Genomic DNA, 24,792 nt, shown 5'->3' on the forward strand with positions numbered 1-24,792 from the left:
AGATGACACACATAACCCTTATAGTAGATAATGTATGCATTTGATCATAATTTTAAACAAATGTCGATCTGTTTAAATTTTAATCGATCGCTGCTCTAGCAGAAGTTATTATACAAATTGCCCGTATGGGTGGATATAAAGTACAAAAAAAATCCCTACCACCTGGCATCAAATCAATGTGGTTGGGATTTCAAGCTCTAGGAATTGCTGCAGAAATGTTCAAAAATGTTTTGTCAATAAAAACTTAGGGCCAATTGGAAGGATAAACCGCGGAACGTAGAAGTCAAGAATTTTTTCATGCGTAGGCCTTGCTTCTATTTGTTTATCTAATTGACAGATTCGCCCATTCACTGTAGTTTGATGAGTTTTTAACCTGAGAGGATGTGTTAATGAGTTTGCTATTTGCTGATAAAGTAGCCCTGATTACCGGAGGAGCGCGTGGAATAGGTAAAGCCACAGCACTGAAATTAGCAGAAGCCGGTGCTGATATCGCCATCGTGTATTATAACAGTTCAGATGAAGCGCAAGCGTTGGTAGAAGAAATCCAGCAAAAAGGGCGCAAGGCGATAGCAATTCAGGCAAACGTTGCCGATCAGCAATCGGTTAAAGAAATGTTCGCGCAATTTCGCCAACATTTCACCCAATTGAATTTTCTCATCAGCAATGCTGCAAGTGGTGTCTTAAAGTCCGCACTGAAAATGTCAACCAAACATTGGCGCTGGTGCATGGAAACAAATGCCCTGGCCTTGAACCATTTGGTATGCGAAGGACGGGATCTGATGCCGGTAAATAGCCGGGTAGTGGCCTTATCGAGCCTGGGTGCCCATCGAGCTATCCCTAATTATGCGTTTATTGGTGCCTCCAAGGCCGCTTTAGAAGCACTGGTGCGCTCTTTAAGCCTTGAATTGGCCGAATATGGCATTACCGTAAATACGGTGTCAGCCGGAGTAGTGGATACCGATGCCCTCAAGCATTTCCCCAACCGCCAGCAACTGCTGGATGAATACCATGCCCATGCCTTATCCGCAGAACCATTGAACCCCGAACATGTTGCTGATGCCATCTATCTGCTTTGTCTGCCGGAAGCAAAAATGATCAATGCGCATACTTTATTTGTGGATGCCGGTTATAGCCGGGTGGGATAAATTCACGCGAGATGTCCTGCGTGAATTTATCGATAATTAGGCTATATTTTTTGTTTTGCAATTGTAACTTGTTCAGAGGGTATTACCTGTCCGCATAATATTTCCATACGCGTTGTCATCTTCGTTCTGGGCATTTGTGCAGGCATAAAAATCTTTAATAGCTTGCATATTGTCAATAACCCCCGTTGCTTTTAACCCATGAAAATCAGAAGCGGTTTTACGACCAAGAAACCTGGATTTCCCTTTCTCATTCCAGGCTTCCTCAATCCCTAAAAGACGCTGAATGGCAAGCAGGCGGCTGGTGCCGATATAGCTGCCGCCTGCAGTAATTGCATGGCGGTTTGATGAACTCTCGCGGGCGTTATTATGAGCATTGCTAATAATATCTGTTAAGCTATCAGTTGTTTGCTCAAGATTTACTTTCTTAAGGTCTTCTATCAACGCGTCACAATAAGCAATTTTGGCATCCTTACGGGATCTATGGAAAAATTTAAGGGCATAGCCAACCCCTTTTTGCTCCTGCAAAAGCGAATCGCGGTAGCGCTCTACCAATGAAATGGCTGTTTGTAAACGTGTTGTTTTAATCTCATTCAAATTATCTTCGCCAACAGGGCTAGCCTCAGTGTTTTGTTCCTTCGGGCTTTCTATCGTTTCTGCTGCAGCCGGTGGCATCGCATGTTCTTTAACTGCGTCCAGGAGGTTTTCTGCTTGAGTACTCATTGAACCGATTGTTTCAGCCTCCTTAAGCATATCCTGTGAACCTTCAATATCAAGTGTGCTTAATTTATCAATGGTTTCTTGTTGCGCTTTAATCTGCGAAATTTGCATCTCCATTGCCCGGATGTCATCGGCAACCTCATCATATCTTTTGCCCAGTGCTGCCTTGTGGATATCAACGACAAGGTTAAAGGCGGCAGTTGCTTGTTTTTTGGCATCATTTAATGATTCTGCTGCCTGATGGAGTTGCTCTGCCTTGGTATACAGTGCTTTAATTTCTTCAATGAGGAGATTGAGTGTTTTTATAATTGCAGAAAATTGTTTTGCAACGGTACTGTCCTTGTAAGTTTGCAGGTACTGTGCTGTTTGTTGGGATAATGTTGCAACTTGTTTTTGCTGTTCTTTTAGAGAAGAGATCAACATCGCTATTTTTTCTATGTTTTGTTTTGCCGCTTCAGGATCCTGGGGAATCGCCTGCTTAAAAAGCGTCTCCACCTGATTGAAGGTGCTTCGGGCTTCTTTAGCTTTTTTAATTGCTTCTGCTTTGAGTGCTTCGGCTTTATGTGCCAACTGCTGGTCACGCAGCTTGATCAGCTCATTGCGGAATGCATTAATGCGTGTACGGATGTTCTCATAGAGGGTGGCATCTTTTGATATCGCTGGCAGTGTACTGTAACCCTTTACTTCCTTGCGAGCATAGTCTTGATGCAGTGCATGAGCCTTGCGGATTTCAACTGTCTGTAATGATTCGCTATCAGAGGGAAAGCTTGCAAGTAACTTGTCTAAAAGACGAAGGTAGTCCTCATTAAAGCGGTTGCCGTCAAAATCACTCAATTCTTTGATGTCGTTTGCATTCTCATCGACACAGGATTTAAATGCTTTACTAAAGCCAATGGCTGCAAAATTTTGTATCTGCTCCAAAAGTGGTTCTTTGGTGGTGATTGCTTCTGGCTTGTCACTATAGAGAAAATGAAATTGAGGTGTACCCACAGCCTTTCCTATTAAATAAAAGTCAAAGTGTTCTTATTATATCCTTAATGTATTAAGGAAGTCTTAATAAAAATTTCAATCGGCAATTAAAAATTAAATCCAAAAATTATTTATTTAAATCAACAAGATTTATAAGCTATCAACAGTAGCATAATGAGTTCAGATTGTACTGATTTCTATGATTGACTTGATGCAGGTGCTTGCATATTATTGCTCTGGCCTTGGAATGGCTAAAGGAATAATGGAGTTTTACAATGAATATAGCAAGTTTGGTCGCGATGGAAATCAGCTCAATTTTTTCAGTTGAGGATGTCTCGTTTTAAGTTAGCAATAATTGATTAGAGTATTCTCAATGAAAAATGGATCTTTATTTTTAGCAGGATTTATCCTATTCCTGTTTTATTCATCTATCCTCTGTTCTTCACCGGCGGCTAATGCTGAAGTTGGGGCGATGCTTAACCCTACTGTTCCCTTTATGCGGTTTATAGAAGCTCCTATAGGAAGGAAAGTGGTTAAAGGAGAGCGGTTGCAACTGACATTGGCAATGACAATCAATTCGCATGATACCAAGATATACAGTTACGACTGGCAAATGCCCCCGGGAGTTACCTTAAGTTACCTCAGCGGAACCTGTCCTTATTTAACCGGCGCCCTGGGAATCGCCTTACTGCCTGGCACTTGTTATCTTGCCGTTAACTTTAGTGGTACCACAGTCAACCAGATGCTTTATGGTAACGTGATATTTAATAGCCACTACCTGTATGGTGACCACGGCGCCCATTTTCAAGCCGCATCCCCGCTGTTCGCGGTACAGGTCGTGCCTCATCCCCTCTCCATGGCTGCCATGCCGCAGCAGAAGGCAACTGCCAATCTGCCGTTTAATTTAAACCTTGCTAACTATATTAATTATTTTAATGAAAATCTGCAGGCAGGTCCGGTGACGGTGACAGTCGTACCTGAGGAGCAAAATGGTTTGCGTTTTAATAAAGCGGCGAATGCGATTGCCGGAAAGCCAGCAAAGCCAGGAACCTACCTGTTCCGAATAGGGGCGAGCAATGGTTTTGGTTCTGCCTCACCGGTAACGTTAACCATTAATGTGGCGACCAACCTCAGGGATAAACCTGTTTTTAAGGAGCATCCTGTCATTGCATCGGCGATAACAGAGAAAACCTATCGTATTAATTTACTGGATTTGATTGAATCCTCAACAGGTTTGACAGTAGATAATCAAATCACTTTTCGTATTGATAAAAACGAAGCGCATCCTGATTGGTTAAGACTTACAAAGGATGCGAACTACCTGCAGGGTATCCCTCCGGTCTATGAAGCAGGACAGGAAAAGACAATCAGTCTAATAGCGTCTACAAATAGTGGCGGTGATTCAGCGCCTCATACTATCAACGTTAAGGTGGTAACTGATCCAGAGAAGAAACCGGAAATCAGATTTTTTGAACTCAATGGTGTGGCTGGAGTGGAATTAAAAGAAGAAGATCTGAGCAATTATATTATCGACCCTGCCCATGATGCCAATTTGCAACTTATTATTGTTAAGGTCGAGCCTGAGGCCCCCTGGCTGCGAGTATCTTACTTTAATCCACTGGCCTTGGATGGGATGGTTCCTGAGGATTCAGTAGGGCAAATATACAAGGTCAGCCTGAGAGTAAATAGCGCAGTTGGTGGTTATTCTGATGTTGTAGTAATTCCTTTAAAAATAGCCCCTGATGAAAGGCTTAACCCTCATTTTAAAGATCCCGCTCTACAGTTACCAGTGATTTATCCCGGACAACAGTTTTTTTATGATTTTGTTGCGAATAGGGATGTTTATCCAGAATATGAAGAAATCCCCTATACCGTTGAATTTGCCGAGGGTCATCAATATCCATCCTGGCTCCGTCTGGAGAATAATCAGTTAATTGCGGAGATGGTACCAGAGAAGATTGGCGAAGAGGTTATTTATCTACGCCTCAAGAATCGGCCTGGCGGCGAGTCGCCAGTATATTGCATTCAGTTAGCTGTGATGCAGGTTGGTTGAAAAAGGAAGAAGGAAGAGGATGACACAGATAATTACTGGCGGGGGTTTGGGCGTTCATGGTTCTTCACTGGGGCAATTAGGCGGCTATGGCCTTCAAGGGATTGCTGCATTAGGCCAGGGTGGGGAGTCTGTTTACGTCAATGTGGCGAACGGAAACCTGGTTTTGCGCCAGTCAGATGGTTTTTTAGCGACCGCCGGGTCAGGAATTAACCTTGTCCAAACCTATAATTCGCTTGGCGATAGTGCAAGTCAGTGGTGTTTTAATGTGCAGACCAGGCTTATTTTCTCAGGGACGGCGAATCAGGCGGGATCTTCTGTTATTCGTGTGGATGAGGACGGTCACCAAAGCGAGTTTCGTTTTGACGCAAACCGGCAATGCTATTTACCGAGCGATGGTTCAACCGCAAGTTTGCGTTATGATGCACGGGGTTGGCATTACCGTGAGGGAAGCAGCGAGCGCTGTTATGAATATAATGCTGAGGGGCAGTTAACTGCGCTGACGGATAGTGACGGCCATGCGGTGGTTTTTGAATACCGGGACGGGAAATTAGCCAGCCTGCGTGATAACAGCGGGAAGCAAACGGTTTGCTGGACATTTGAAGACGGATTATTACGTGATATTAAAGCGGTCAGTGAAGGACAGCTCATTCACCACCTACATTATGAATACGATGCGCATCAACGACTGCAGAAAGTAAGTCGGGACTTAGGCGATAATCAATCCTATTGGATTGCTTATGATTATTTGGACGACTCTGGCCTGGTGACAGGGATTCGCCAATCTGACGGTACCAGCTTACGTATCGAGTACGATAGTGAGGGCCGGGTTAAACTGCTTTGCGATGGTGAAGGACGGGTTAGCCGCTATGATTATCTGGGGGATGGCACACGGGTGACCAATGGTTCAGGGGAATCCTGGCTTTACCGTTACGATGAGCAGTCTCGCTTGATTGGCATTGACGGGCCGCAGGGGGTGCGCAGTCGTTACTATTATGAAGGCCAGCATCTTGTGGGAGTCGACCAGGGTAATTTGCATTGGCGGTTTCGCTATAATGAAACGGGGGATTGTATCGAGACGGAGGAGCCATCAGGGCAGCTTGTTCGTCGCACCTTTGACTCGGAGCATCGCCTCTTGACAGAAACCCGCTATCAGGTGTTTGATGGAATGCATCATCCCGCCAAGCCCCAGACACGTTATTGGCTTTATGATGAACGCGGGCATCTGCGCTTCCAGATCGCCGCAGATGGCAGCGTCAGCGAATACCGTTACAATCAGGAAGGCCAAAAGATAAGTTGCCGTTATTATTTGCGTGCTGGTTTCGAGCACAATGCGCTGGATACCCAACGCATCACGCTGCAGGATTTAACAAGCTGGGTTAGCCGGCAAAACGCGCAGGCTATTAGTCTGGTGGCTTATCATTATGATTGGCGGGGCCAATTGACAGAAGAAATCCATTACACTCATATTAATGCTGCGGGGGAAGGAGTATCTGAGGGTGCCGTTGTGAGCCGAAGCTGCTATGATGCAGCCGGCCGATTGATAGTCAGGGAGGTACCGGTTGATGGTCGGATAAGCCGTACCTGTTATGCTTACGATGGATTGGGACGGTTAATCCAAACGACTGACAATCAGGAGCATAAACAGTCGATTGCCTATGATGCGGCACATCAACGCATCATCCAGACGGATGCCAATGGATTAATCACCGTTCACACCTATGACCATAGCGGCCTGTTACTGGCTACCCAATATGCTGACAGCACCCATGTCTACGGCCAAACCCTCTACCGTTATGATAAGGCCGGACGCCTGCAATCAGAAACCAGTCCCACGGGGCAGCAGAGCTATTTCTTCTATGATCAGGCAGGCCGACTGCAGGCAAAGGTTGCACCAGGAGGGTTGGTAAGTGAATACCGCTATGATGAAGAAGGGCGTTTGCTGCAAACGATTGACTATGCTCAAGTGCTTGATACCCGTCAGTGGCAAAGTGGCGTACCAGAGTTTGCAACTATCAGGCCGAAAAGCAGCGATAAGGATCGTATCAGTCAGACTATTTACAATGCATTTAACCAGGTTGCTTACCGCATTGATGCCCAAGGGGCGGTGGTAGCCTATGATTACGATGCTGACGGGCGGGTGATTAAAAAGACAGCCTTTGCGAATCGGCTGAGCGGCTATTGGCCGCATGAGCCTCTTGCATTTGATGCCATTTTGCCACAAACATCGAGTAATGACCGTACCCAATCCTATATTTACGATAGCCAGGGACGCCTGCAGGCGGAAGTAGACGGGGAAGGGGCAGTGACTGCCTACCGTTATGACAGACAAGGGCATTTGCTGGAGAGTTGCCGCTATTTTAACCGGGTCAATTGCCCGATTACCGGCGATTGGGAGGAACCTTCCCCCACTGGCAACGACATCCATACATACCATTTGTACAATGCGGCAGGCCTTGAAGTGGCGACAATTGATGCGGAGGGTTATGTCACTGAATTTTGTTATGATGAACGTGGCCTGTTAGTTGAAAAACGTCAGTTCGCAAGGGCGCTTCGCAATCCGGTCATTGGTCCTGACAGCACCCTCGACGATATCAGACCGCAACAGTCGGTTAGCGATCAGGTAACCTGTTACTGTTACAATGACTTGAACCAACTGATTGAAGAACAATCGCCTACGGGGCTGCTGACCAGCTATCGCTATGATGCAGCCGGTTTAATGATTGAAAAAACTGCCATGGATCTCAAAACCCACGAGGCGCGGCAGCAATGCTATCGTTATGATGCCATGGGACGCTTGGTTCAAAGTCTGGATGCTGCAGGAGCGGCCTTGATTCAGGCTAAAGCGGGCTTGAATGAAGCGGAGATCGACGCCATTTGGCAGCAGCATGGTTTGCACTATACTTATGATCCAGCCGGGCGGTTGATTGCCAAAACCAATGCTTTGAAGCAAACAACCCGCTATGTGTATGATGAGGCGGGCTACCTGGTTTATACGATTAGTGCCGAAGGTGAAGTCACGGAAAACCAGTACAATGCTTTTCACCAGGTCACGACAACGGTTCGTTATAGCCAGCGACTGCAACCCTCTTACGATACATTTACCTGTGAGGCACTTGCGGCTTCCCTTGCGTCATTAGCGGATACGCACCACGACGAAGTCAGTCAGTTTGAATATGATACCCTGGGCCGGATGATAAAAAAGACCATTGGCCATCAGGGGGAAACCACACTGATTTATAATGCCTTTGGTGAGCTTGATGAGCAGCGCCAACGGCTTGATGCTTCGCATGAGAGCATCAACCGCTATCATTATGACCACCGCGGGTTGCTCTACCATACTCTCGAAGATGCAACGGGCATCGCCCGCACTGTGGAGGCCCGCTATGATGTATTTGGCCGTCTTGAACAAGTGATTGGCGGCCCGCAGAGCCAGCATTACCGCTTTAATAAGCGGGGGGAGGTACTGGCTATTTTTAGTGGCGATAATGAGCGGCAGGGACTGCGTATAGAATACGATGCCTTTGGCCGGATGGTGAGTGAATCGGGCACAGACAGGGTTCTGGGCAGGCACTACCAGTATGATACAAAGAATAACAGCATCACCATTATGACCAGCGGACGAGGGCAGGTCATCAATAGACTGAATGCCTTTGGCGATATCCTGACTACCCTGGATGGCAATAAGCAGGAAACCCGTTATACCTATGATGCTGATGGGCAGCTGGTGAAGGTGGAAGGGCCGGAAGGCAAGGTGCTTGATTATCGATATGATGCCGCAGGCCATTTAACCTGGCAGCAGGAGGCTGGAGGAGAAACGCTTGCGTTTACTTACGATGCTCAAGGTCGCCTGTTGACCAAAACCATTGACCCTGAAGGGTTAAATCTGACAACGACTTATCGATATGATGGTATTGGGCGGCAGCTGGAAGTGATTGAGGCCAATGGGCTTTGCAAGCAATTTTCCTATGATGCGGCAGGCCGTCTGGTGCAGACTTGCATCGATCCTGATGGCCTTCAGCTTGTCACCAGCTTTAGCTATGATGAACGCGGGCTGCTGCTCAATCAAACGGAACATAATCCGGGTGGCAAGGATAAAGTTACTGCCTATGAATGGGATGCCTTGGGACGGCGTACGGCCACTATTCTTGATCCGGAAGGACTTAAGTTGACCAGCCGTTATGATTATGATGAATACGATAATTTAATTGCTACAACCGATGCGAATAATCAAAGTAGCCATTTTGTGTATGATGCCAATCATCGCTGCCGTTATCAGATCGATCCCCGCGGTGTGGTGACTGAGCATCGCTATGATGCACTTGGTAATGAATATCGTACTATCCGCTACGCCAACCGTATTGACTCCCTAAGTGACTACAGTGAAGGGGCCTTGGCTTCTGTGCTCCAACCGGATGGAGCCGATCAGTATGAGTTTCGTGATTTTGACGGTGCAGGGCGGCTGCGCTTCCATTATGATGCCTTAGGGTTTGCCACAGGATATGTTTATGATGGAAATGATAATGTCATTCGAATCTCGCACTATGCGCATGCAATCTCACTGGATTTGTTAAAAGCAGGTCGCTTTCCCTTTCCTGAATCAGAAGGATCTAGAGAGGAGTATTTAGCGTATGATGGCTTGAATCGGCTGTGTTACCAGATGGATTCGGTAGGCTCTGTGACTGCTTTTCATTACGATGAGGCAGGCCATCTGACCGCTTCGACCCGTTATGCCAAAACAATTAGCCCTGCATATTGCGATCGGGAGAGTATCGAAGCCCATTTAATTGCCGATGAACAGGATCAGACAACCCATTATGCCTATGACAAGGCTGGCCGCTTAATCGCCAGTTTAAGCCCCGGCGGCATTGCTACAGGGTTTTGCTATGATAAGCTGGGCCATCAGCAAGCGACCATCCGCTACGCGGTTTTGTTCCGTGGTGCCGAGGTGAATGAGGAATGGCAAACCCGGTTGACTGCTTCAAATGAAGATAGGATAACCCGCTTTATTTATGATTCTGCCGGGCGGGAAATTTACCGTATCAGCCCCGAAGGACGGGTGATGAAGCGCCGTTATGATGCGGTGGGGAATGTGGTTGCTGAAGTGGCGCATCAACAGCGAATCCAGCTGGGTTATAATGACTGGCAGGGTGTGGCAGATAATCCCCTGGATCGCGTTAGCCGTTACACCTATGATGCCTTGGGTCGCTTGTTGGCCAAAATCGAGGCGGGAACAAAGACCACTAGCTATGCTTATGATGGCAATGATAATCTTATCAGCAAGACTGAGGCGAATCAGGCCGTGTGGCGTTATGAATATGAACAGGCAAACCAACTGGTTGCGGTTCATTCCCCGGTAACAACTATTACCAGCCATCAGGGAGCTGGCTGGCAATCGGCAAGCCGCTCGGTTACTCGTCGTAATGTGTATGATAGTTTTGGCAACCTGATTACTTGCATTGAGGATGCGGAGGGGCTGAAACAAACTACGCACTATAGCTATGATGCCAACAACCGCAAGATTAAAACCAGTTATCCTGGGGTAATGGTCAGCCAGGCAGGAAACCAGGCCTCCAGCTCACGCCAGGAGCTGGCGCAAATGTTAACGGAAGAAATCCGTTATAATGCCTTTGGTGAGATGATTGCCTGTTCCGATCGCGCCGGTAACTGGCGCCACTGGGTATATGACTTTAAAGGCCAGGTTCTATTCAGTATCAACGCGGAGGGCGAATTAACCGGATTTAAGTACGATAACCTGGGGAATTTGAGTTGCGAAACCCACTATGCCAATCGCCTTCTCCTGGCAAATCAGGCGGGGTATACCGAGGAGTATATTGCCAAAGTGATGCAGCCATGCAGCCGGGACCGTGAGGAAAGCTGCTATTATGACAAAGACAACCGCCTGATTGAACGCAGCCGCAAGGCGGTGCTCAGTTACGATGCCAAAACCAACCGCTATGAAACGTTAACTCCTCTGACACGTTTGCATTACAACGCCTTTGGCGAGGTCATCCGTACCTCGGTGCGGCGTCATGAAGCGGACTGGATGGAAACCTATTGCTACTATGACCGCGATGGACAAAAAACCGCCGTTGTCGATGCCGAGGGGTACTTGACAGCCTATGGCTACGATTCATTCGGCGAGCTAGCGTCTGAAACCCAGTTTGCCAATCGCTTAAGCCAGTGGAATAAGGCGAATTATCAGGCGGCGTCTACCAGCTCAGGCGATCGCACCGTATGCTTTGAATACGATGCCTTGGGGCAGCTGACGAGCAAGACGTTAAAGCAGGTCAGTTATCAACGGTTAACCAGCGCTGGCAATCGCTATGAAACGCTGACCCGCGATTTAACCACGCGCTTTACCTATAATGCCATGGGGCAGTTGACTTCCACCACCGATGCTCAAGGCAATACGGCCTATTGTTACTATAACTCGCTGGGTCAATTGACAGCCAAGGTGGGGCCGGCTGTTACTGCTGGCCGGTCAGCAATTACTTATGGCTATGATGCATTAGGACGGTTGGTGGAAACCAAGCGTTGGGCGAATGGTGCGAGCCTGGCTACTCCGGCGCAATTTAAGCTCAAGGGTGCCTCCAATGCCGATATTACCACGCATACCCTCTATGACAGTCAGGGTCAGGTAATTAGTGAGATAGATGGCTTAAACCATGCGGTGAATTACAGTTATGATGCCAACGGCAAAGTCGCCCGAAGCTGGCAGGTTTCCCATCAAATAGATGGCGGTACGGTGATTGAAGACAAGCGTTACCGCTATGACCGGGAAGGGCGTCTGTTAAGTACGGCTACCTTCCAATCGAACGGTCGGTCATTGGCTGAGGAAGCGGTTTATAATGCCTTTGGCGAGGTGACAGCCAAGGGAATTAATGGCCAGCTCACCACCCATGTTGATTATGATACCGCAGGCCGTGTCTGGCGCTCCAACGCCCAGGGGCATTATGAAATCTATGTCTATGATTTGCTGGGGCAGCTAACCCAGCTACTGACATCAACCAATGCTTTTCGCCCAGACTATGAGGAAAATGGCATTGAACTGTCAGCTGAACGCTTTGAGCGGGCTATTCGTTACGATGCAGACACCCTATATTATGATTTGACCCGTCAGAACTATGTCTACGACAAGTTAGGACATTTACTGTCACAAACCCAATACTTTACCGAGAACTCATCGACCCGAAGCAATGTGGTCAGCTTAAAAGAAGTCACTCAGTCGCAAACAGTCGACCGCTGGGGCAATCTGCTGAGCCATCGTTCGGCACGGGGTTATGAAACGCGCTATGAATACAATGCCTTCAATCAAGTCGTCAAGCAGATTTTGCCGCAAGTGAATGCTTATGATGAACAGGGGGTTGCTCATGTAATCAATCCGGTACAGTACTTTGCCTATGATGCCTTAGGCCAGGCTATTGCAATGCAAGATGCCAATGGGCATACGGTAGCCAAGGTTCTGGATGCCGAGGGACATGTGATCAGTGAAATTGACGCCCGGGGCATTCATCGGGATAAAGATTATGATTTGCTGGGACGCCTGATCAGCGTCCGTAATGAAAGCAGCGATCCCAATTCCAGGAGAGCGACGAATTATGTCTACGATAGTGCAAATCGCTTGGTGGAAATTATCAACACGCTGGATCCCGCGAAACAAAAACAGCGTTTTAAGTATGACGAGGCGGGTCATTTAATCCAACAGACCAAGGCGGATGAGTCGGTGCTTTATTGGTATGACAGTTTAGGCCGACAGGTCAAGCGGCGTGATGCCAACGGCAAGGTGACGTCGATGACCTATGATGAGGCTGGCCATAAAATCCTGGAAGAAGATGCTTTGGGCAACCAACAAACCTGGATGTACGATACAAACGGCCGGCTTAAGCAGCATACCGATTTAGGAGGGCATACGAGCCAGTATAGCTATAACCAGAATGGCTTGTTGCTCAGCGAACGCTCCAGTGCGGGTAAATCGATGAGCTTTCATTACAATGGCAATGGCGAGCTGCTGCAGTTTGTTGATAATGCCCAGGGCGAGGTGGTCGATTTTGCTTATGATGAAGAAGGGCATGTCGTTCACAAATCCTCATCCAGTCTCATCAAAGGGGATGATGGCTGGTTGCGTGAAAATGATGTCTATACTTACGATGCCTTGGGTCGTTTGACTACGGTAGAGCGACATCGTCCAGAGGATAGCGACAACCGTTTTCCGCCTAAGGATAACACCTTACTCACGGTAGCTTATCAATACGATGCGATAGGGAATATCCGCCATACCCAAATGACTGCCAATTACAGTGGTTATCAGCCGCTCGTCAATGACGAGTATTACCGTTATGATGAAAATGATCGTCTGTTGGTTAATAAAGGGCAGCTTATCCAGGGTAAGATTCAGATAACTGCCAGCCAGGGAAGCCAGTTAGAATATGATGATTTGGGCAATATCGTTACCGCCACTGCTTATGAAAATGGCTATCAGCAAACCTATACTTATCACTACAACCGTAGTAACCAGTTAATCTGGCTTGATAAAAACGGTAAGAAGCTAAGAACCATCGACTATGATAATGCGGGTCGGGTAACGATAGAACAGTTATTTAATACGGCTGGGAAAGCACAATCCATCAACCGAATGACCTATGAGAAAGGGGTTTTAACCTTTCAACAGCAAACAATTATGTCGAAATATACTGAGGTGATGGCCGGTACCAGTGCCTATCTCTATGATGAGGTGGGGAATTTAAAGCAGCTTACCCAGGTCAACTACCTCAATGGCCCTTCCACCCAGGTTCATTACTACTGTTATGATCGATGGGATTCTTATCAGCAATCCACAGATACGGTGTTATATTCAGATCCTAACGGCAGCAGCAGCGGCCTGAGTGCCCGCCGCTATGATGTCAATGGCCATTTAAAGGAGGTGGTTGATACGCAGGTCAATCAGCAAGGCCAATCCAACAGCAGTTATTACTGGACCAGTGCGCTGGATGGGATTCGTGCCAAGCGGGATAAACGAGGCCAAACCAGTTACCTGACGGTTGCGGGCAAAACGATTGCAGATTTGCAATTAGAAAATAATGGCAAGCAGCAGCTGACTATTTATGGCGGATTTACCCCTGAAGGCTCGCAGCAGAAGAATTTTAGTGAATCGCCGTTGATGACCCTTGCCGGCTTTTTGCAGCGCGCAAAAGATCCTGCTGACGGGACATTGCCGAATGCACCGCAGGAGTTTGCCGGGGATTACATCCTGCAGGCAGGCGATACGCTGCGAGACATTGCACTGACCGTCTATGGCGACTCCAGTTTATGGTATCTGATTGCCGATGCCAACGGCATTACCGATGCCCAGGCCAGTGTGAGCGGGGGGCAGTTGCATGCCGGGCAGCGCTTGATGATACCGCCTGCGGTGTCTGCGCATCAAACCAGTAACACCCATGCAGTGTTGCATGGCAGCGATCTCTTCAGCGATAGCAGTGCGACAGCGCCAATCCCGCCAGCGCCTCCACCGCCGCCCAGCACTCAGAAGAAAAAGCAGGATCTGTTGGCGAAAGTGGTGGTGGCAGTAGTGGCTACGGTCGCCACCGTGCTGACGGCGGGTGCCATTGCTTCGGTACTGGGAGCAGGCCTCGGAGGGTTGGGAGGCGGTTTGAGCAGCATCCTGGACTTGGGTCTGGGTACCTTGGCCGGTGGAACCAATGCGGCCGCTGGCCTGACGTCGTCTGGCCTGCTTGCTGCGGCCTTTGGCGGCGGTTTTGTCGGCAGTCTTGCAGGGCAGGGGGCGGCTAATGCCACCGGTTTGCAATCCGGCATTGACTGGAAAGGGGCATTAATTTCGGGGCTGACGACGGCAGCTTCTGCAGGATTGCTCCGCGGAGTTGCTTCCAGCGTCAGTGCTCAAAACCTGCAACAGGGTTTGCAAGCCTGGTCAACCGATACCTTTTCTGTCAGCAGTGCCGCGCAGATGATGGCACAGGATGCCCTGAGTCAGGGAATTGGCCTTAGCCTGCGCAAGCACCAGCATTTTGATTGGCTGGAACTGGGAACCCGCGGCCTGGTAGGCGGGTTGATGGGCAGCCAACAGGTAGGCAACATAAGCCGCGAGGCAGGGCAACCCCTGGCAAGTTTTATCCGCTCGCAAGCCAGCAGCTTACTCTCAGGCAGCGTGCAGGCCGCCGCCAGCGGCAGCCACTTTGATGCAGGGCAAGTGCTGGCCGATAACCTGGGCGATGCGCTGGGAGATACGCTTGTACAAACTGCGGTAGCCGCTGAGACGGAATCGCCGACCGGGGGAGAAAATCAACAGCTGCAGACACAAGCGATTGAGGAGGATTCCGCCCCGATCGAGGCCGGTAGTTATTGTCCAATTCCGACCGAGGGCGATATGGTAGTTGACCCGGAACCTGCCTTGAATGCAGTGTACAATAACTATTTAGCCAAGCAGCTTGAGGAAGAAAGTTATCAGTCGTTGCAATCCTCCGTGCCATCATTGACAGAAGATATCGATACACTGATGAACTCAAAACACTTGCTGGAAGGATGGCAAGCGTATTTAGCCAATAGCCGACGGCAAGAATATATACAAGCGAACCAGCAAGAAAAGGAGGGCTGGAATATTGGCTCTCGCTTAATGGGAGGCTTAAGAGTGGTAGAGGGCTTGGTTGAAATGACCGGGGCTGCTCTCATGGAGGAGGTATCGGTTGGTACCGCCACGGTGCCTGCCTTGGCGATTGGGTTGCACGGTAGCGATAATGTCCTCGCCGGTGCAAGGCAGATCTGGTCTGGCTATTATACTAAGGACTTCACCGCGTCAACCCTGACCTGGCTGGGGCTATCAGAACACAAAGCGGCAATTATCGATGAAGGATTGTCCCTTTTCTCTGGTGCAAGTATAGCCCATGCTGCTCGTTATGCAACGGCTACTACAAAGAGCTCAATCCTCAATAGTCTTAGCTACACCAGCTCATTCTTGTCAGGAAAATGGGCTATCGGGAAACATTCATTAAATACCGTACTAGGAGGAACTTCAGCTTATTTGAGTGCCAAATCAACAGCGGATGAGCATCCTTGGCGGAGTGCAATTATAGGGGCTTTTGTCGGATTCGTCGCAGGGGTAAAGTCTTCTTTAACATTTAAAGGGAATATAAGAAGGAGTTTTGTGGCGGGTAGTGGCAGTAATTTTCTATATCAGGCTACAGACAGGTTAGGTGAAGAGAAAAAACCCATCAGTTTAGTTAAGGTAGGCATAGCAGGTTTCTCAACTGCAATAGCTGGTGCACCTGGCGGTCTTGAGGGCATGAACGTTGTCGCTGGCAGTATTATAGGGTTTGGTCCTGGAACAGTAATTAATAAGTTAGGGGATGAAATATATGAGCATTGGCACAGAAGAAAATAATCAAAATTATGAAGACATCTCACTTGGAGGGTACGGGCTTTGGCTTTGGCTTGCACCGGCCGGTGCTTTACTTTTTTGTTTTGGTGGATGTCTTTATTTTCTGTTGCTGCTGACTAATCCGCCTTCGCTCACCGAGGATTATCTGGCGATGTGGATTGGCTTTTTTGTCATGTTGCTATTTGTCCTATGGTTTTTGTCTGGTATCTACTATGGGTTGCAGACCGTTCAGTTTTTTTCATTTACTGAAAAGAAGGGGATTATTCGTTTGTATTTTTTTCGGAAAATGGAAATTAAATTAAGCGATTTATTAAAAGTAGAGGATTTTAAGATAACCAAACTGATGTCTCTAACGGATGCTTATCCTGCCGGGAAGACGGGTTTTTTCATCTACCTGAGAAATGGTAAGCGATATCGGGTGAGCCCCAATATGGAAGGTTTTGCTGAGTTAAGGGAGAGGCTGAGCCGTATTGCAGAAGGACGGGGCGATATTGCTGTCAAGTTAAGGAGTTCGGCTCCTCGTGGTATCCGCAAAGGTGCTTGAAGCATGGATGCCGTGGTCAAGCTACGGTAATTCGGGGCAGTGAAAGTCCCTGGCTAAAGGCAATGAGCCTCGCTAACTTGGGGATTTGGTATGGTGATTAATAAAATAAGGAGAAGAGTGGTATGTCTGTTGGAGTAAAGCATCAGCAACGTTATAAAGACCTGTTGCATGGGCCTCTTGGGGTCGGGACTGGTATTGTGGCCGGGTTGAGTTATCTTTTGATAGCATGTTATTTCCTTCAGCCGCTGTGGGCTGCCTCCTCTCCATTCAGCGAAGAGCATCAGAGGGAGTGGTTTTTTGTTGTTGCTGCCTGCCTGTGTATCTTATTCATTGCTGTCAGGATTTATTATTCCTTGCAAACTGCCCGCTTTTTTTCGTTTAGTGGAAACACGATATATATCCAGTTGTATTTTTTGCGCAAGCGCAAGACTTCATCGAGTGAACTGTTAAAGATAGAAGATATTAAATTTACTAACAAGATAGCTGAACTGATGATGCGGTTGATAATCAGCTCCAATGGAAAAAAGGGGTTTTACGTTTACCTGAGAAATGGAGAACGCTACCGGGTGAGCCCCCTTATGGAAGGGCATGATGAATTAAGGGAAAAACTGAGCCATATGGTGAAGGACATGGTATGATCCGCTGATAACAACCCCTGGCTCAGAGGTTTTGTAATGTCTTCCATTTGTGTTTATCTTGGTGCCAATCAGGGCAATGACCCCATTTTTACCGCGGCGGTGAAATTAACCGGCCAGGAAATTGCAAAGCGTGGGCTTCCCTTGGTATATGGGGGTTCCAGTTTAGGATTAATGGGGACATTGGCCAATACGGTAAAGGAGCATGGCGGGAGAGTCATCGGCATTATTACCAGCCAGTTAATTGATAAGGAAAAGCCTCTGACGACGCTGGATGAATTGCATATCGTTGCTTCGATGCAAGAAAGGAAACAACTGATGCAGCAGAAATCGGCGATGTTTCTGGTGATGCCTGGCGGACTGGGAACCATGGAAGAGGCCTTTGATACCTGGAATGCAATAAGAATTGGCTTATTCACCAAACCGATAGGGTTTTTAAACATAGCCGGTTATTTTGATGGCTTGTTTTCATTTATGAGAACTTGTGAAGACAGGGGGTTTATCTCTACAACCCAACGTGCAATTCCTATAGTCAATGCTAATGCCAGCCAATTGCTGGCAGCGATGCAAGGCGAAACCCGCAATGAGATGCTGAGCGTTTAACCCCCCTACAAAAACCCTTTGCCTGCACTTAATGAGGGCAGGATCTCGGCAAAGGGCCTTTCAGGAACGGTCAATAAAATTGTATTGTTATTGCCAACAATGGTTAACAGGTTAATCAGGCTGTTGAGTCCATGACAGACGGCGTCGGTACGTACTGTTTTATTGGCGAAGAAAGAAATAAAGCCGCCGATGGCCTGGGATGGGTTTTTAACGTCATAACTATTAGCCTGTGAATAGCTGTTTTGTATCAGCCAGCGGGAAGATAACAATATTGGCTTATAATATTGCTGGCAATTGCCCAGACGGCTGTTTTGGCAAAACTCATAAAGGTCACTCATGACTTCATTGAGCCAGCCGTTTCCGCTGGCTTTGCGGGTGTCCCGATAGCGGCCGTAAGTGTAGACATCGGATTCATTGGTTATCTGCAAGGATAATATTTTTGCCGCAACCTGGCGGATAAGGTCAAGATAACGCTTTTCTTTGTTGATTTTGGCGTAATCTATCAGGGAGCGGAGAACCCAACTCGTTGAGATGGTGTTTTTAGGGCGGTAATCATCGCCGACCAGCAATCCCTGCTTGCTGATTTCCTCTTCAAAGCGCTTGGCAATAAGGGTAGCGCCATGATGGTAGCGTTGATCCTGGGTAAGCGCATAAAGGCGTGACAATGCTGAAAGAACCTGCCCTGAATAAAGGAAAGACTGCTTCTGATCATATTCCCAAACGTCATCGCGGCATGTGGCTATGGCGGTAACCTCACCATTTGGTTTTATCATCCCAAGCAGCCAGTCACCTGCTTTTTTGGCTGCATTTAAATAGGTTTCACTATGATAAAAACGATAGAGTTCAAGGAGAGTAAAAATGGTTTTTGAACTGGTACCGACTACAAGTTGACAGGTTTTTTGCTCGCTATTGGGATCATAGGCATAATAAAAGGCACCGGCATTGGCTCCGGTCTTTACTTGCATTGATAAGAGAAAGTCAGCAATAGGCTTAAGCTGTTTTTTAACATCCGGATCATGGTTCAGTTGATAAAGTTTCAGCAAGGTATATAAACTGGATGCGCTATAGATGGTGCGCAATTTCCCTTCCCGCTTGTCTTTCCCTGCATCATAAGATTTGGAAAAGCCATGAATGGAAGGGTGCATGGCGCTTAAGAGATAGTGCTGGCTGTCGCTAATTTGCTGTTGAAGCAAGGGAACATCCAGGCGGCGGATGGCGACCCGGTTCCCTGATAATTCAAGCCCCTTGCCACGGTATTCAATAAAGGCATAATATTGGTTGGGGTAATAATCAAAAGTTACTTTAAAACGAAATTGTTCCAATTCATGGGCACTGATACCGGGTAAAGCGGTCTGGTTCAAAGCAGCTTCGGTGGCCAATGCGATGCTTTTGCTCAGACGAGTATTATGAGCACTGCCCTGTGCCAATTTATTGCCCTGATAATAAATGGCTATCTGGACACTCCAGTCTGCATGGGCATAACGGTTCCAACGCGAGTCGAGTCGGGATTCAGGCAGCGAAGAATGCATGATCACATGATTGGCTATCGTACGGACATAATCAACGACCATGTCACGAAACAGCTGATTTTCATTGACTGGCAGGGCCGGACTGGTATTTGGCAAGGTGGCGGCTTGCAGTTGAAAAGATAAGTAGCAAAAAAGCAGGAAAGTTATTTTTACAATTTTATACATCATTTCCTTAATACTCAGGGTGTAAAATTCTGAGGATTTAATCTCTGACAACGTGAGGGTAGTTTATCCTGTTAATCCCTGTGAAGATAGTTTCTGTTAAGTCTGATTTAAATTGCATGAAAAGGTTGTTTTGCTCCTCTCCTGGTTTCTGTAGCTGTATGTCGAAAATTTGTGATATACTCCCCGATTTTGAGAAACCCGGTGAGCTCTAAGGAAAAAACATGAATATAGATAGCGTATACCCTAAGGTCAGGGAGATTATCGCTGATGTCTTGGTTATTGATGAAGAAGAAATTGCTTTAAACAGTCGTTTAATCGCTGACTTGGGTGCTGAGTCAATTGATTTTCTTGATTTGGTTTTCCAGCTTGAGAAAGAATTCAGCATTAAAATTCCTCGCGGCCAATTAGAAAAAAATGCCCGCGGCGACCTGGCGGAAGATGAGTTTGAAAAAGGCGGGGTAATCACGGCCAAGGGGATGCAGGCGCTTAAAAATTATTTAAGCGAAGTGCCGGCAGAAAATTTCAAGGCTAATATGAAAGTCAATGAAATCCCTATGCTGTTCACCGTCGAAACGTTCTGTAAGCTGATCATTGCGGCAGTTAACGAACAGAAAGCTTGTGAAACGCTGGCCTGATGCGGTTTTTATTTGTTGATAGAATTTTGCAGTCTTCTCCCGGGGAGTATATCCGGGGGATAAAGCATATTACTCTGGATGATTATTACCTTTGTCCTGATGAGGAAGGTAAGTTGTGTTTTATCCCTTCCCTGATAGGTGAAACGCTGGGGCAGCTGGCAGCCTGGAATGTAATGGCATTTAACCAGTTCCGTTCGCGCCCTGTGGCCGGGGTGGTTGCCAGTGCCAGGCTCCATCGCCCTGCTTATGCAGGGGAGACATTGGAGCTTGAATCATTCATTGACCAGCTTGATGAGGCTGCTGTGCAATACCATAGTGTGGCTCGAGTCGGTGCAGAAGTTATATTTACTGTCGAGGGTGCATTGGGTCCATTATTGCCTATGGCTGATTTCATTGATCAGCAAACGGTGGAAAGGCAGTATGCTGAAGTCAATCGGCCTGGAGAGTGGCCTTGCCAATATGGGGTTAATTCAGCGGTTAGCTTAATTTCACAGCCGGAGCCGCTTACTGGCAGATGCCCGCTTCTTTCCTTTGATCGAATCCTGACCAGTGAACCGGGAATTGGCTTGACTGCCGAGAAACGGATTTCACGCGCAGCCCCTTATTTTCCCGACCATTTCCCTAGAAAGCCCGTTTTGCCGATGACGGTGCTGCTTGAGTGCAAGCTTAATTTAGCCCGTGAATTTATAGCACGCGCCTCTTTTGATACCGAGTATCAACTGAGTGAGTTACGCAAGATTAAAATGAATGAATTTATCTATCCTGGTGATACAGTAATATCCAAGGTCAAACTAAAAGAGCAAAATACACAGCAGCTGGTATTAAGTTATCGCAGTGAAGTGGATGGTAAGCGGGTCTGTGTATTAGACGTGGTAATGACTGCGAAAGGTGGTTAATATGAAAAATAGACGGGTGGCGATTACGGGGTTGGGCGTGGTATCGCCATTGGGTAATGATGCCCAATCAACCTGGCATAACCTGATAGCCGGACAATCGGGAATCGCTGAAATAAGCCATTTTGATGCCAGCGGTTTCCCTACCCATATCGCTGCCGAAGTACACAATTTTACCCTGAATCCTGCGGTTAAAGGGAAGCATAACCGCTTCCTGATGCCATTTACAGCGTATGCCCTGGATGCGGCCTATCAGGCCTTTGAGGATGCGGGGATTAAGCCTGGCAAGCAGACAGCAAACCGTTGGGGCGTTGTGACTGGCAGTGGCATGATGACCGCTGAATTTGATTATCTCCAGCGCTTTCAACAAACCTGTGCCACAGATGGTTGCATTGATTGGGAAAAGTTACAGCAAAACGCACAGGATTTTTATCGTTTGGTTGATTTTGGCAAGACGACTTCCAATTCTGGCTTGTCATTGCTGATTCAGCAATTTGGCATTGAAGGCTATGCTTCTTCTGTCCATACGGCCTGCGCCTCCGGAGGGCAGGCTTTGGGTTTGGCAATGCAGGTTATTCGCCGCGGCGAGGCGGACTTTATGCTGGCGGGCGGTTTTGATTCAATGATTAGCCCTCTGGGATTATCCAGTTTTTGCTTGCTGGGTGCCTTATCAACCTATAATGAAACACCAGCAACGGCAAGCAGACCCTTCGATGGTACCCGCAATGGTTTTGTATTGGGGGAAGGGGCGGCATTTTTAATTCTTGAGGAGTGGGACAAGGCAAAGGCGCGGGGGGCAAAAATTTATGCCGAGCTTGCCGGTGAAGGTAACTCCTTAAGTTCCTACCGTATTACCGATTCGCATCCTAATGGAGATGGTGCGATTCAGGCCATTGAACGCGCATTAAAGGATGCTGGCGTAAGTGCTGCCGAAGTAGATTACGTTAATGCCCATGGCACATCGACTAAAATGAATGACTTGAGTGAGACCAATGCGATTAAGGCGGTATTTAAAGAGCAAGTCGGGCAATTGCCTGTAAGCTCTACTAAAAGCCAGACTGGCCACTTGATTGCTGCTGCTGGCGCCCTGGAAGCAGTGTTATCCGTTCTTGCAATTCAACAGGCACAAATCCCCAAAACCGCTAATTTGACAACACCAGATCCCGATTGTGATTTGGATTATGTGGTGGATGGTCCACGAGAGAAAGCATTAGGCGTGGTGCTGTCAAATTCGTTTGGTTTTGGCGGATCGAATAGTTGTTTGCTGTTCAAACATCCTGAGTTTGAAGGAGTTGTCAAATGAGCAACCGTGTTTTTATCACAGGTCTAAGCGCCCTGAGTGCCTGTGGCAATAGTGCTGACAGTACCTGGGAAGCTGTCATGTCGGGACGTAGCGGCATTGAAGCCATCAAACAATGGGATTTATCCTCCTGGAGCCATCGGTTGGGGGGGGAGCTTAAGAATTTTCAGCCGGCTAAAATGCTGCCTGATCGAAAATTAATGAAAGTGATTTCCCGGCAGGATGCAATGGGGATTAATGCGGCCATGCAGGCTGTCAATCACAGCCAACTCCTCAACTACAGGGACACACTCGATTCAGCGGATCCCTTTAATGACGAAACGGCTGTTTATGTAGGTTCGCCGGGTAATAAATATTTTCAACAGGATGATTTCCTGCCGTTGCTCGCCAAGACCGCCGATATGCAGCAGTTTGCCAGCCAGTTGTTTACTGAGGTCCACCCGATGTGGCTGCTTCGCATCCTGCCTAATAATGTTTTGGCTTATACCGGAATTACTTACGGGTTTAAAGGGCCAAATCACAATATTACCAATCATGCTGTCAGTGGAACACAAGCCATAATAGAAGCGTATCAGGCAATCAAACAGGGGCAGGTGCAGCGTGCTGTTGTCGTGGCTTATGATGTGATTGAGCCCCAGGCTCTTTTTTACTATGAGAAATTAGGTGTTTTAAGTTCACAGCACCTTAAGCCATTCGATAAGGCCCATGACGGTACTCTCCTCGCCGAGGGAGCGGCTGCTTTGATTTTAGAATCTGAAGCCAGTGCCAAGGAACGTTCGGCAACCTGCTATGGTGAAATTGCTGGCGGCCTTTGCGCTACGGAAGCAGCCGGATTGTTTTCAATAGAAGCTGAAGGAGAACACTTGGCTGCATTGATTCAGCGCACATTAGAGGCTCAGCAAATTAATCCTTCGGAGATTGATTTGCTGGTGGCTCATGGCAATGGGAACAGTAAATCCGATGATAGTGAAGCACAGGCAATCAGTCAGGTTTTCGGTTCAAAAAGCGTTCCTGTGACAGCTTTTAAATGGGCCATGGGGCATACACTTTGCGCCTCGGGCATTTTAGATGCGGTGTTGACTGCTTATGCGTTGAAAGAGAAGTGCGCTCCTGCCATCACTAATTTTGATAGTGCAGCGCCAGCCTGTGAGCCATTAAATCTCAGTGCCCAGCACCGTCATTTAGAACAGGCAACTACGGCACTAATGATTAACCGCGGATTTGCCAGCATGAATGCCTGTTTGGTGATTAAAGCCAGTGAATAAGCTACATACCCAGATAGACAATTTGCGCATTTCTCTTGCTGGACGGTTCCTTTATCGTTTTGTTCCTTACCGCCGTCGCGTCATTAAAGCCAATATCAGCCAGGTTTTCGGCGAGCAATTAAATTCAGGGCAACAGAAACGCCTTGCCCAGGCTTTTTATTCTCATTTGGCCACCTCGATTAAAGAAATTATCCAATTGCGCTTTATGGCTGAGGGAAAGCTTCGCCAGCGAGTGGAAATCCGCGGGCATGAGCGCCTATTGGAAATTGCCGCCCAACAGCGAGGGGTATTGGTTTTAACTGGCCATTTTGGTAATTGGGAATTTGCTCCAATTGGCGGTATTCTAAACTTTAAAGAATTTCAGGGACAGTTTCATTTTATTCGCCGCACCTTAGGGAATAAAATCATTGAGCGTCTTTTATTTCGCCGTTATTATCAGGCCGGACTCAATGTTATCCCTAAGAAGAACTCCCTGGAGCAAGTATGTAATGCTCTCGATCAGAATCATGCGGTGGTTTTTGTATTAGACCAGCATGCTTCGTTGGTGAATCGCGATGGCGTTGCGGTTGAGTTTTTTGGTAAGAAAGCGGGAACATACCGCAGCCTTGCCAGTTTTTCGCGCCATACCGGCGTTCCGGTGGTGCCTGCGGCCGGATATCGTTTGCCTGACGGGCGGCATGTCCTTGAATTTCATGAGCCAATCTACTGGCAAGATTACGGTAATACCCAAGAGTCTATTTATCGCAATACCCTGGCATACAACCAGGCTCTGGAAAAAATCATCCTGGCTCATCCGGAGCAATGGCATTGGCTGCACAAGCGGTGGAAATTGAATGTTCACAGAGCCTAGTACAACGTTTCATTGAATCTGTCTTACACTGTCATTCCTGCGCAGGCGGGAGTCCATTTTTAAGGCGCTCCGTGCTATATCCTGCATGGATCCCCGCCTT

At 47.6% G+C, this 24,792-nt stretch carries 13 protein-coding genes; 11 read left to right on the top strand and 2 right to left on the bottom strand.

What is annotated here, in order from left to right:
- Positions 1-389 precede the first annotated feature (389 nt).
- Entirely contained in the window at positions 390-1,145 is a 756-nt protein-coding gene (gene fabL, locus E1O65_RS07165; RefSeq protein ID WP_133132918.1) for an enoyl-[acyl-carrier-protein] reductase FabL, read from the top strand.
- 72 nt (positions 1,146-1,217) lie between these two features.
- On the opposite strand, the gene E1O65_RS07170 is transcribed toward fabL, so the two are convergent.
- Positions 1,218-2,852, bottom strand: coding sequence for a hypothetical protein (locus E1O65_RS07170; RefSeq protein WP_133132919.1), 1,635 nt, complete (start codon positions 2,850-2,852; stop codon positions 1,218-1,220).
- Positions 2,853-3,204: 352 nt separating this feature from the next.
- On the opposite strand from E1O65_RS07170, the gene E1O65_RS07175 reads away from it, so the two are divergent.
- The 5 genes from E1O65_RS07175 (at position 3,205) to E1O65_RS07195 (ending at position 18,055) form a co-directional block, all read left to right on the top strand.
- On the top strand, positions 3,205-4,884 hold the full coding sequence (locus tag E1O65_RS07175; protein ID WP_133132920.1) for a putative Ig domain-containing protein: 1,680 nt from the start codon (positions 3,205-3,207) through the stop codon (positions 4,882-4,884).
- A 19-nt stretch (positions 4,885-4,903) separates the two neighbouring features.
- Positions 4,904-16,276, top strand: coding sequence for a hypothetical protein (locus tag E1O65_RS07180; RefSeq protein ID WP_133132921.1), 11,373 nt, complete (start codon positions 4,904-4,906; stop codon positions 16,274-16,276).
- Entirely contained in the window at positions 16,251-16,817 is a 567-nt protein-coding gene (locus tag E1O65_RS07185) for a hypothetical protein (RefSeq protein ID WP_133132922.1), read from the top strand. The genes E1O65_RS07180 and E1O65_RS07185 overlap by 26 nt, the downstream gene beginning before the upstream one ends.
- Positions 16,818-16,939: 122 nt before the next feature.
- The gene (locus tag E1O65_RS07190; RefSeq protein ID WP_133132923.1) at positions 16,940-17,455 is read left to right on the top strand and encodes a hypothetical protein; all 516 of its coding nucleotides are present in this window, start codon (positions 16,940-16,942) and stop codon (positions 17,453-17,455) included.
- 36 nt (positions 17,456-17,491) lie between these two features.
- On the top strand, positions 17,492-18,055 hold the full coding sequence (locus tag E1O65_RS07195) for a TIGR00730 family Rossman fold protein (protein ID WP_133132924.1): 564 nt from the start codon (positions 17,492-17,494) through the stop codon (positions 18,053-18,055).
- Positions 18,056-18,060: 5 nt separating this feature from the next.
- Here the strand turns inward: E1O65_RS07195 and E1O65_RS12665 are convergent, their stop codons facing one another.
- Complete coding sequence (locus tag E1O65_RS12665; RefSeq protein WP_242601557.1) at positions 18,061-19,752, bottom strand: glycoside hydrolase family 76 protein; 1,692 nt, start codon at positions 19,750-19,752, stop codon at positions 18,061-18,063.
- A 218-nt stretch (positions 19,753-19,970) separates the two neighbouring features.
- Between E1O65_RS12665 and E1O65_RS07205 the strand changes: the two genes are divergently transcribed.
- Genes E1O65_RS07205 through E1O65_RS07225 form a run of 5 tightly spaced genes read left to right on the top strand, consistent with a single transcriptional unit; the run spans position 19,971 to position 24,692 of the window.
- Entirely contained in the window at positions 19,971-20,384 is a 414-nt protein-coding gene (locus E1O65_RS07205) for an acyl carrier protein (RefSeq protein WP_133132925.1), read from the top strand.
- Entirely contained in the window at positions 20,384-21,280 is an 897-nt protein-coding gene (locus E1O65_RS07210; protein ID WP_133132926.1) for a hydroxymyristoyl-ACP dehydratase, read from the top strand. The genes E1O65_RS07205 and E1O65_RS07210 overlap by 1 nt, the downstream gene beginning before the upstream one ends.
- Before the next feature lies 1 nt (position 21,281).
- On the top strand, positions 21,282-22,580 hold the full coding sequence (locus E1O65_RS07215) for a beta-ketoacyl-[acyl-carrier-protein] synthase family protein (RefSeq protein ID WP_133132927.1): 1,299 nt from the start codon (positions 21,282-21,284) through the stop codon (positions 22,578-22,580).
- On the top strand, positions 22,577-23,842 hold the full coding sequence (locus E1O65_RS07220; protein ID WP_133132928.1) for a beta-ketoacyl synthase N-terminal-like domain-containing protein: 1,266 nt from the start codon (positions 22,577-22,579) through the stop codon (positions 23,840-23,842). Before E1O65_RS07215 ends, E1O65_RS07220 begins: the two co-directional genes overlap by 4 nt.
- Positions 23,835-24,692 (top strand): lysophospholipid acyltransferase family protein, encoded by an 858-nt coding sequence (locus tag E1O65_RS07225; protein WP_133132929.1) that lies wholly within the window; start codon positions 23,835-23,837, stop codon positions 24,690-24,692. Before E1O65_RS07220 ends, E1O65_RS07225 begins: the two co-directional genes overlap by 8 nt.
- The last annotated feature ends 100 nt before the right edge of the window (positions 24,693-24,792 follow it).

It is taken from the genome of Legionella sp. W10-070 (assembly GCF_900640175.1).
Classification (GTDB): Bacteria; Pseudomonadota; Gammaproteobacteria; order Legionellales; family Legionellaceae; genus Tatlockia.

What these genes read in the sequence shown, in the direction of transcription:
- fabL (WP_133132918.1), top strand. Translation starts at nt 390, where the DNA reads ATGAGTTTGCTATTTGCTGATAAAGTAGCCCTGATTACCGGAGGAGCG.
- E1O65_RS07175 (WP_133132920.1), top strand. Translation starts at nt 3,205, where the DNA reads ATGAAAAATGGATCTTTATTTTTAGCAGGATTTATCCTATTCCTGTTT.
- E1O65_RS07180 (WP_133132921.1), top strand. Translation starts at nt 4,904, where the DNA reads ATGACACAGATAATTACTGGCGGGGGTTTGGGCGTTCATGGTTCTTCA.
- E1O65_RS07185 (WP_133132922.1), top strand. Translation starts at nt 16,251, where the DNA reads ATGAGCATTGGCACAGAAGAAAATAATCAAAATTATGAAGACATCTCA.
- E1O65_RS07190 (WP_133132923.1), top strand. Translation starts at nt 16,940, where the DNA reads ATGTCTGTTGGAGTAAAGCATCAGCAACGTTATAAAGACCTGTTGCAT.
- E1O65_RS07195 (WP_133132924.1), top strand. Translation starts at nt 17,492, where the DNA reads ATGTCTTCCATTTGTGTTTATCTTGGTGCCAATCAGGGCAATGACCCC.
- E1O65_RS12665 (WP_242601557.1), bottom strand. Translation starts at nt 19,752, where the DNA reads ATGATGTATAAAATTGTAAAAATAACTTTCCTGCTTTTTTGCTACTTA.
- E1O65_RS07205 (WP_133132925.1), top strand. Translation starts at nt 19,971, where the DNA reads ATGAATATAGATAGCGTATACCCTAAGGTCAGGGAGATTATCGCTGAT.
- E1O65_RS07210 (WP_133132926.1), top strand. Translation starts at nt 20,384, where the DNA reads ATGCGGTTTTTATTTGTTGATAGAATTTTGCAGTCTTCTCCCGGGGAG.
- E1O65_RS07215 (WP_133132927.1), top strand. Translation starts at nt 21,282, where the DNA reads ATGAAAAATAGACGGGTGGCGATTACGGGGTTGGGCGTGGTATCGCCA.
- E1O65_RS07220 (WP_133132928.1), top strand. Translation starts at nt 22,577, where the DNA reads ATGAGCAACCGTGTTTTTATCACAGGTCTAAGCGCCCTGAGTGCCTGT.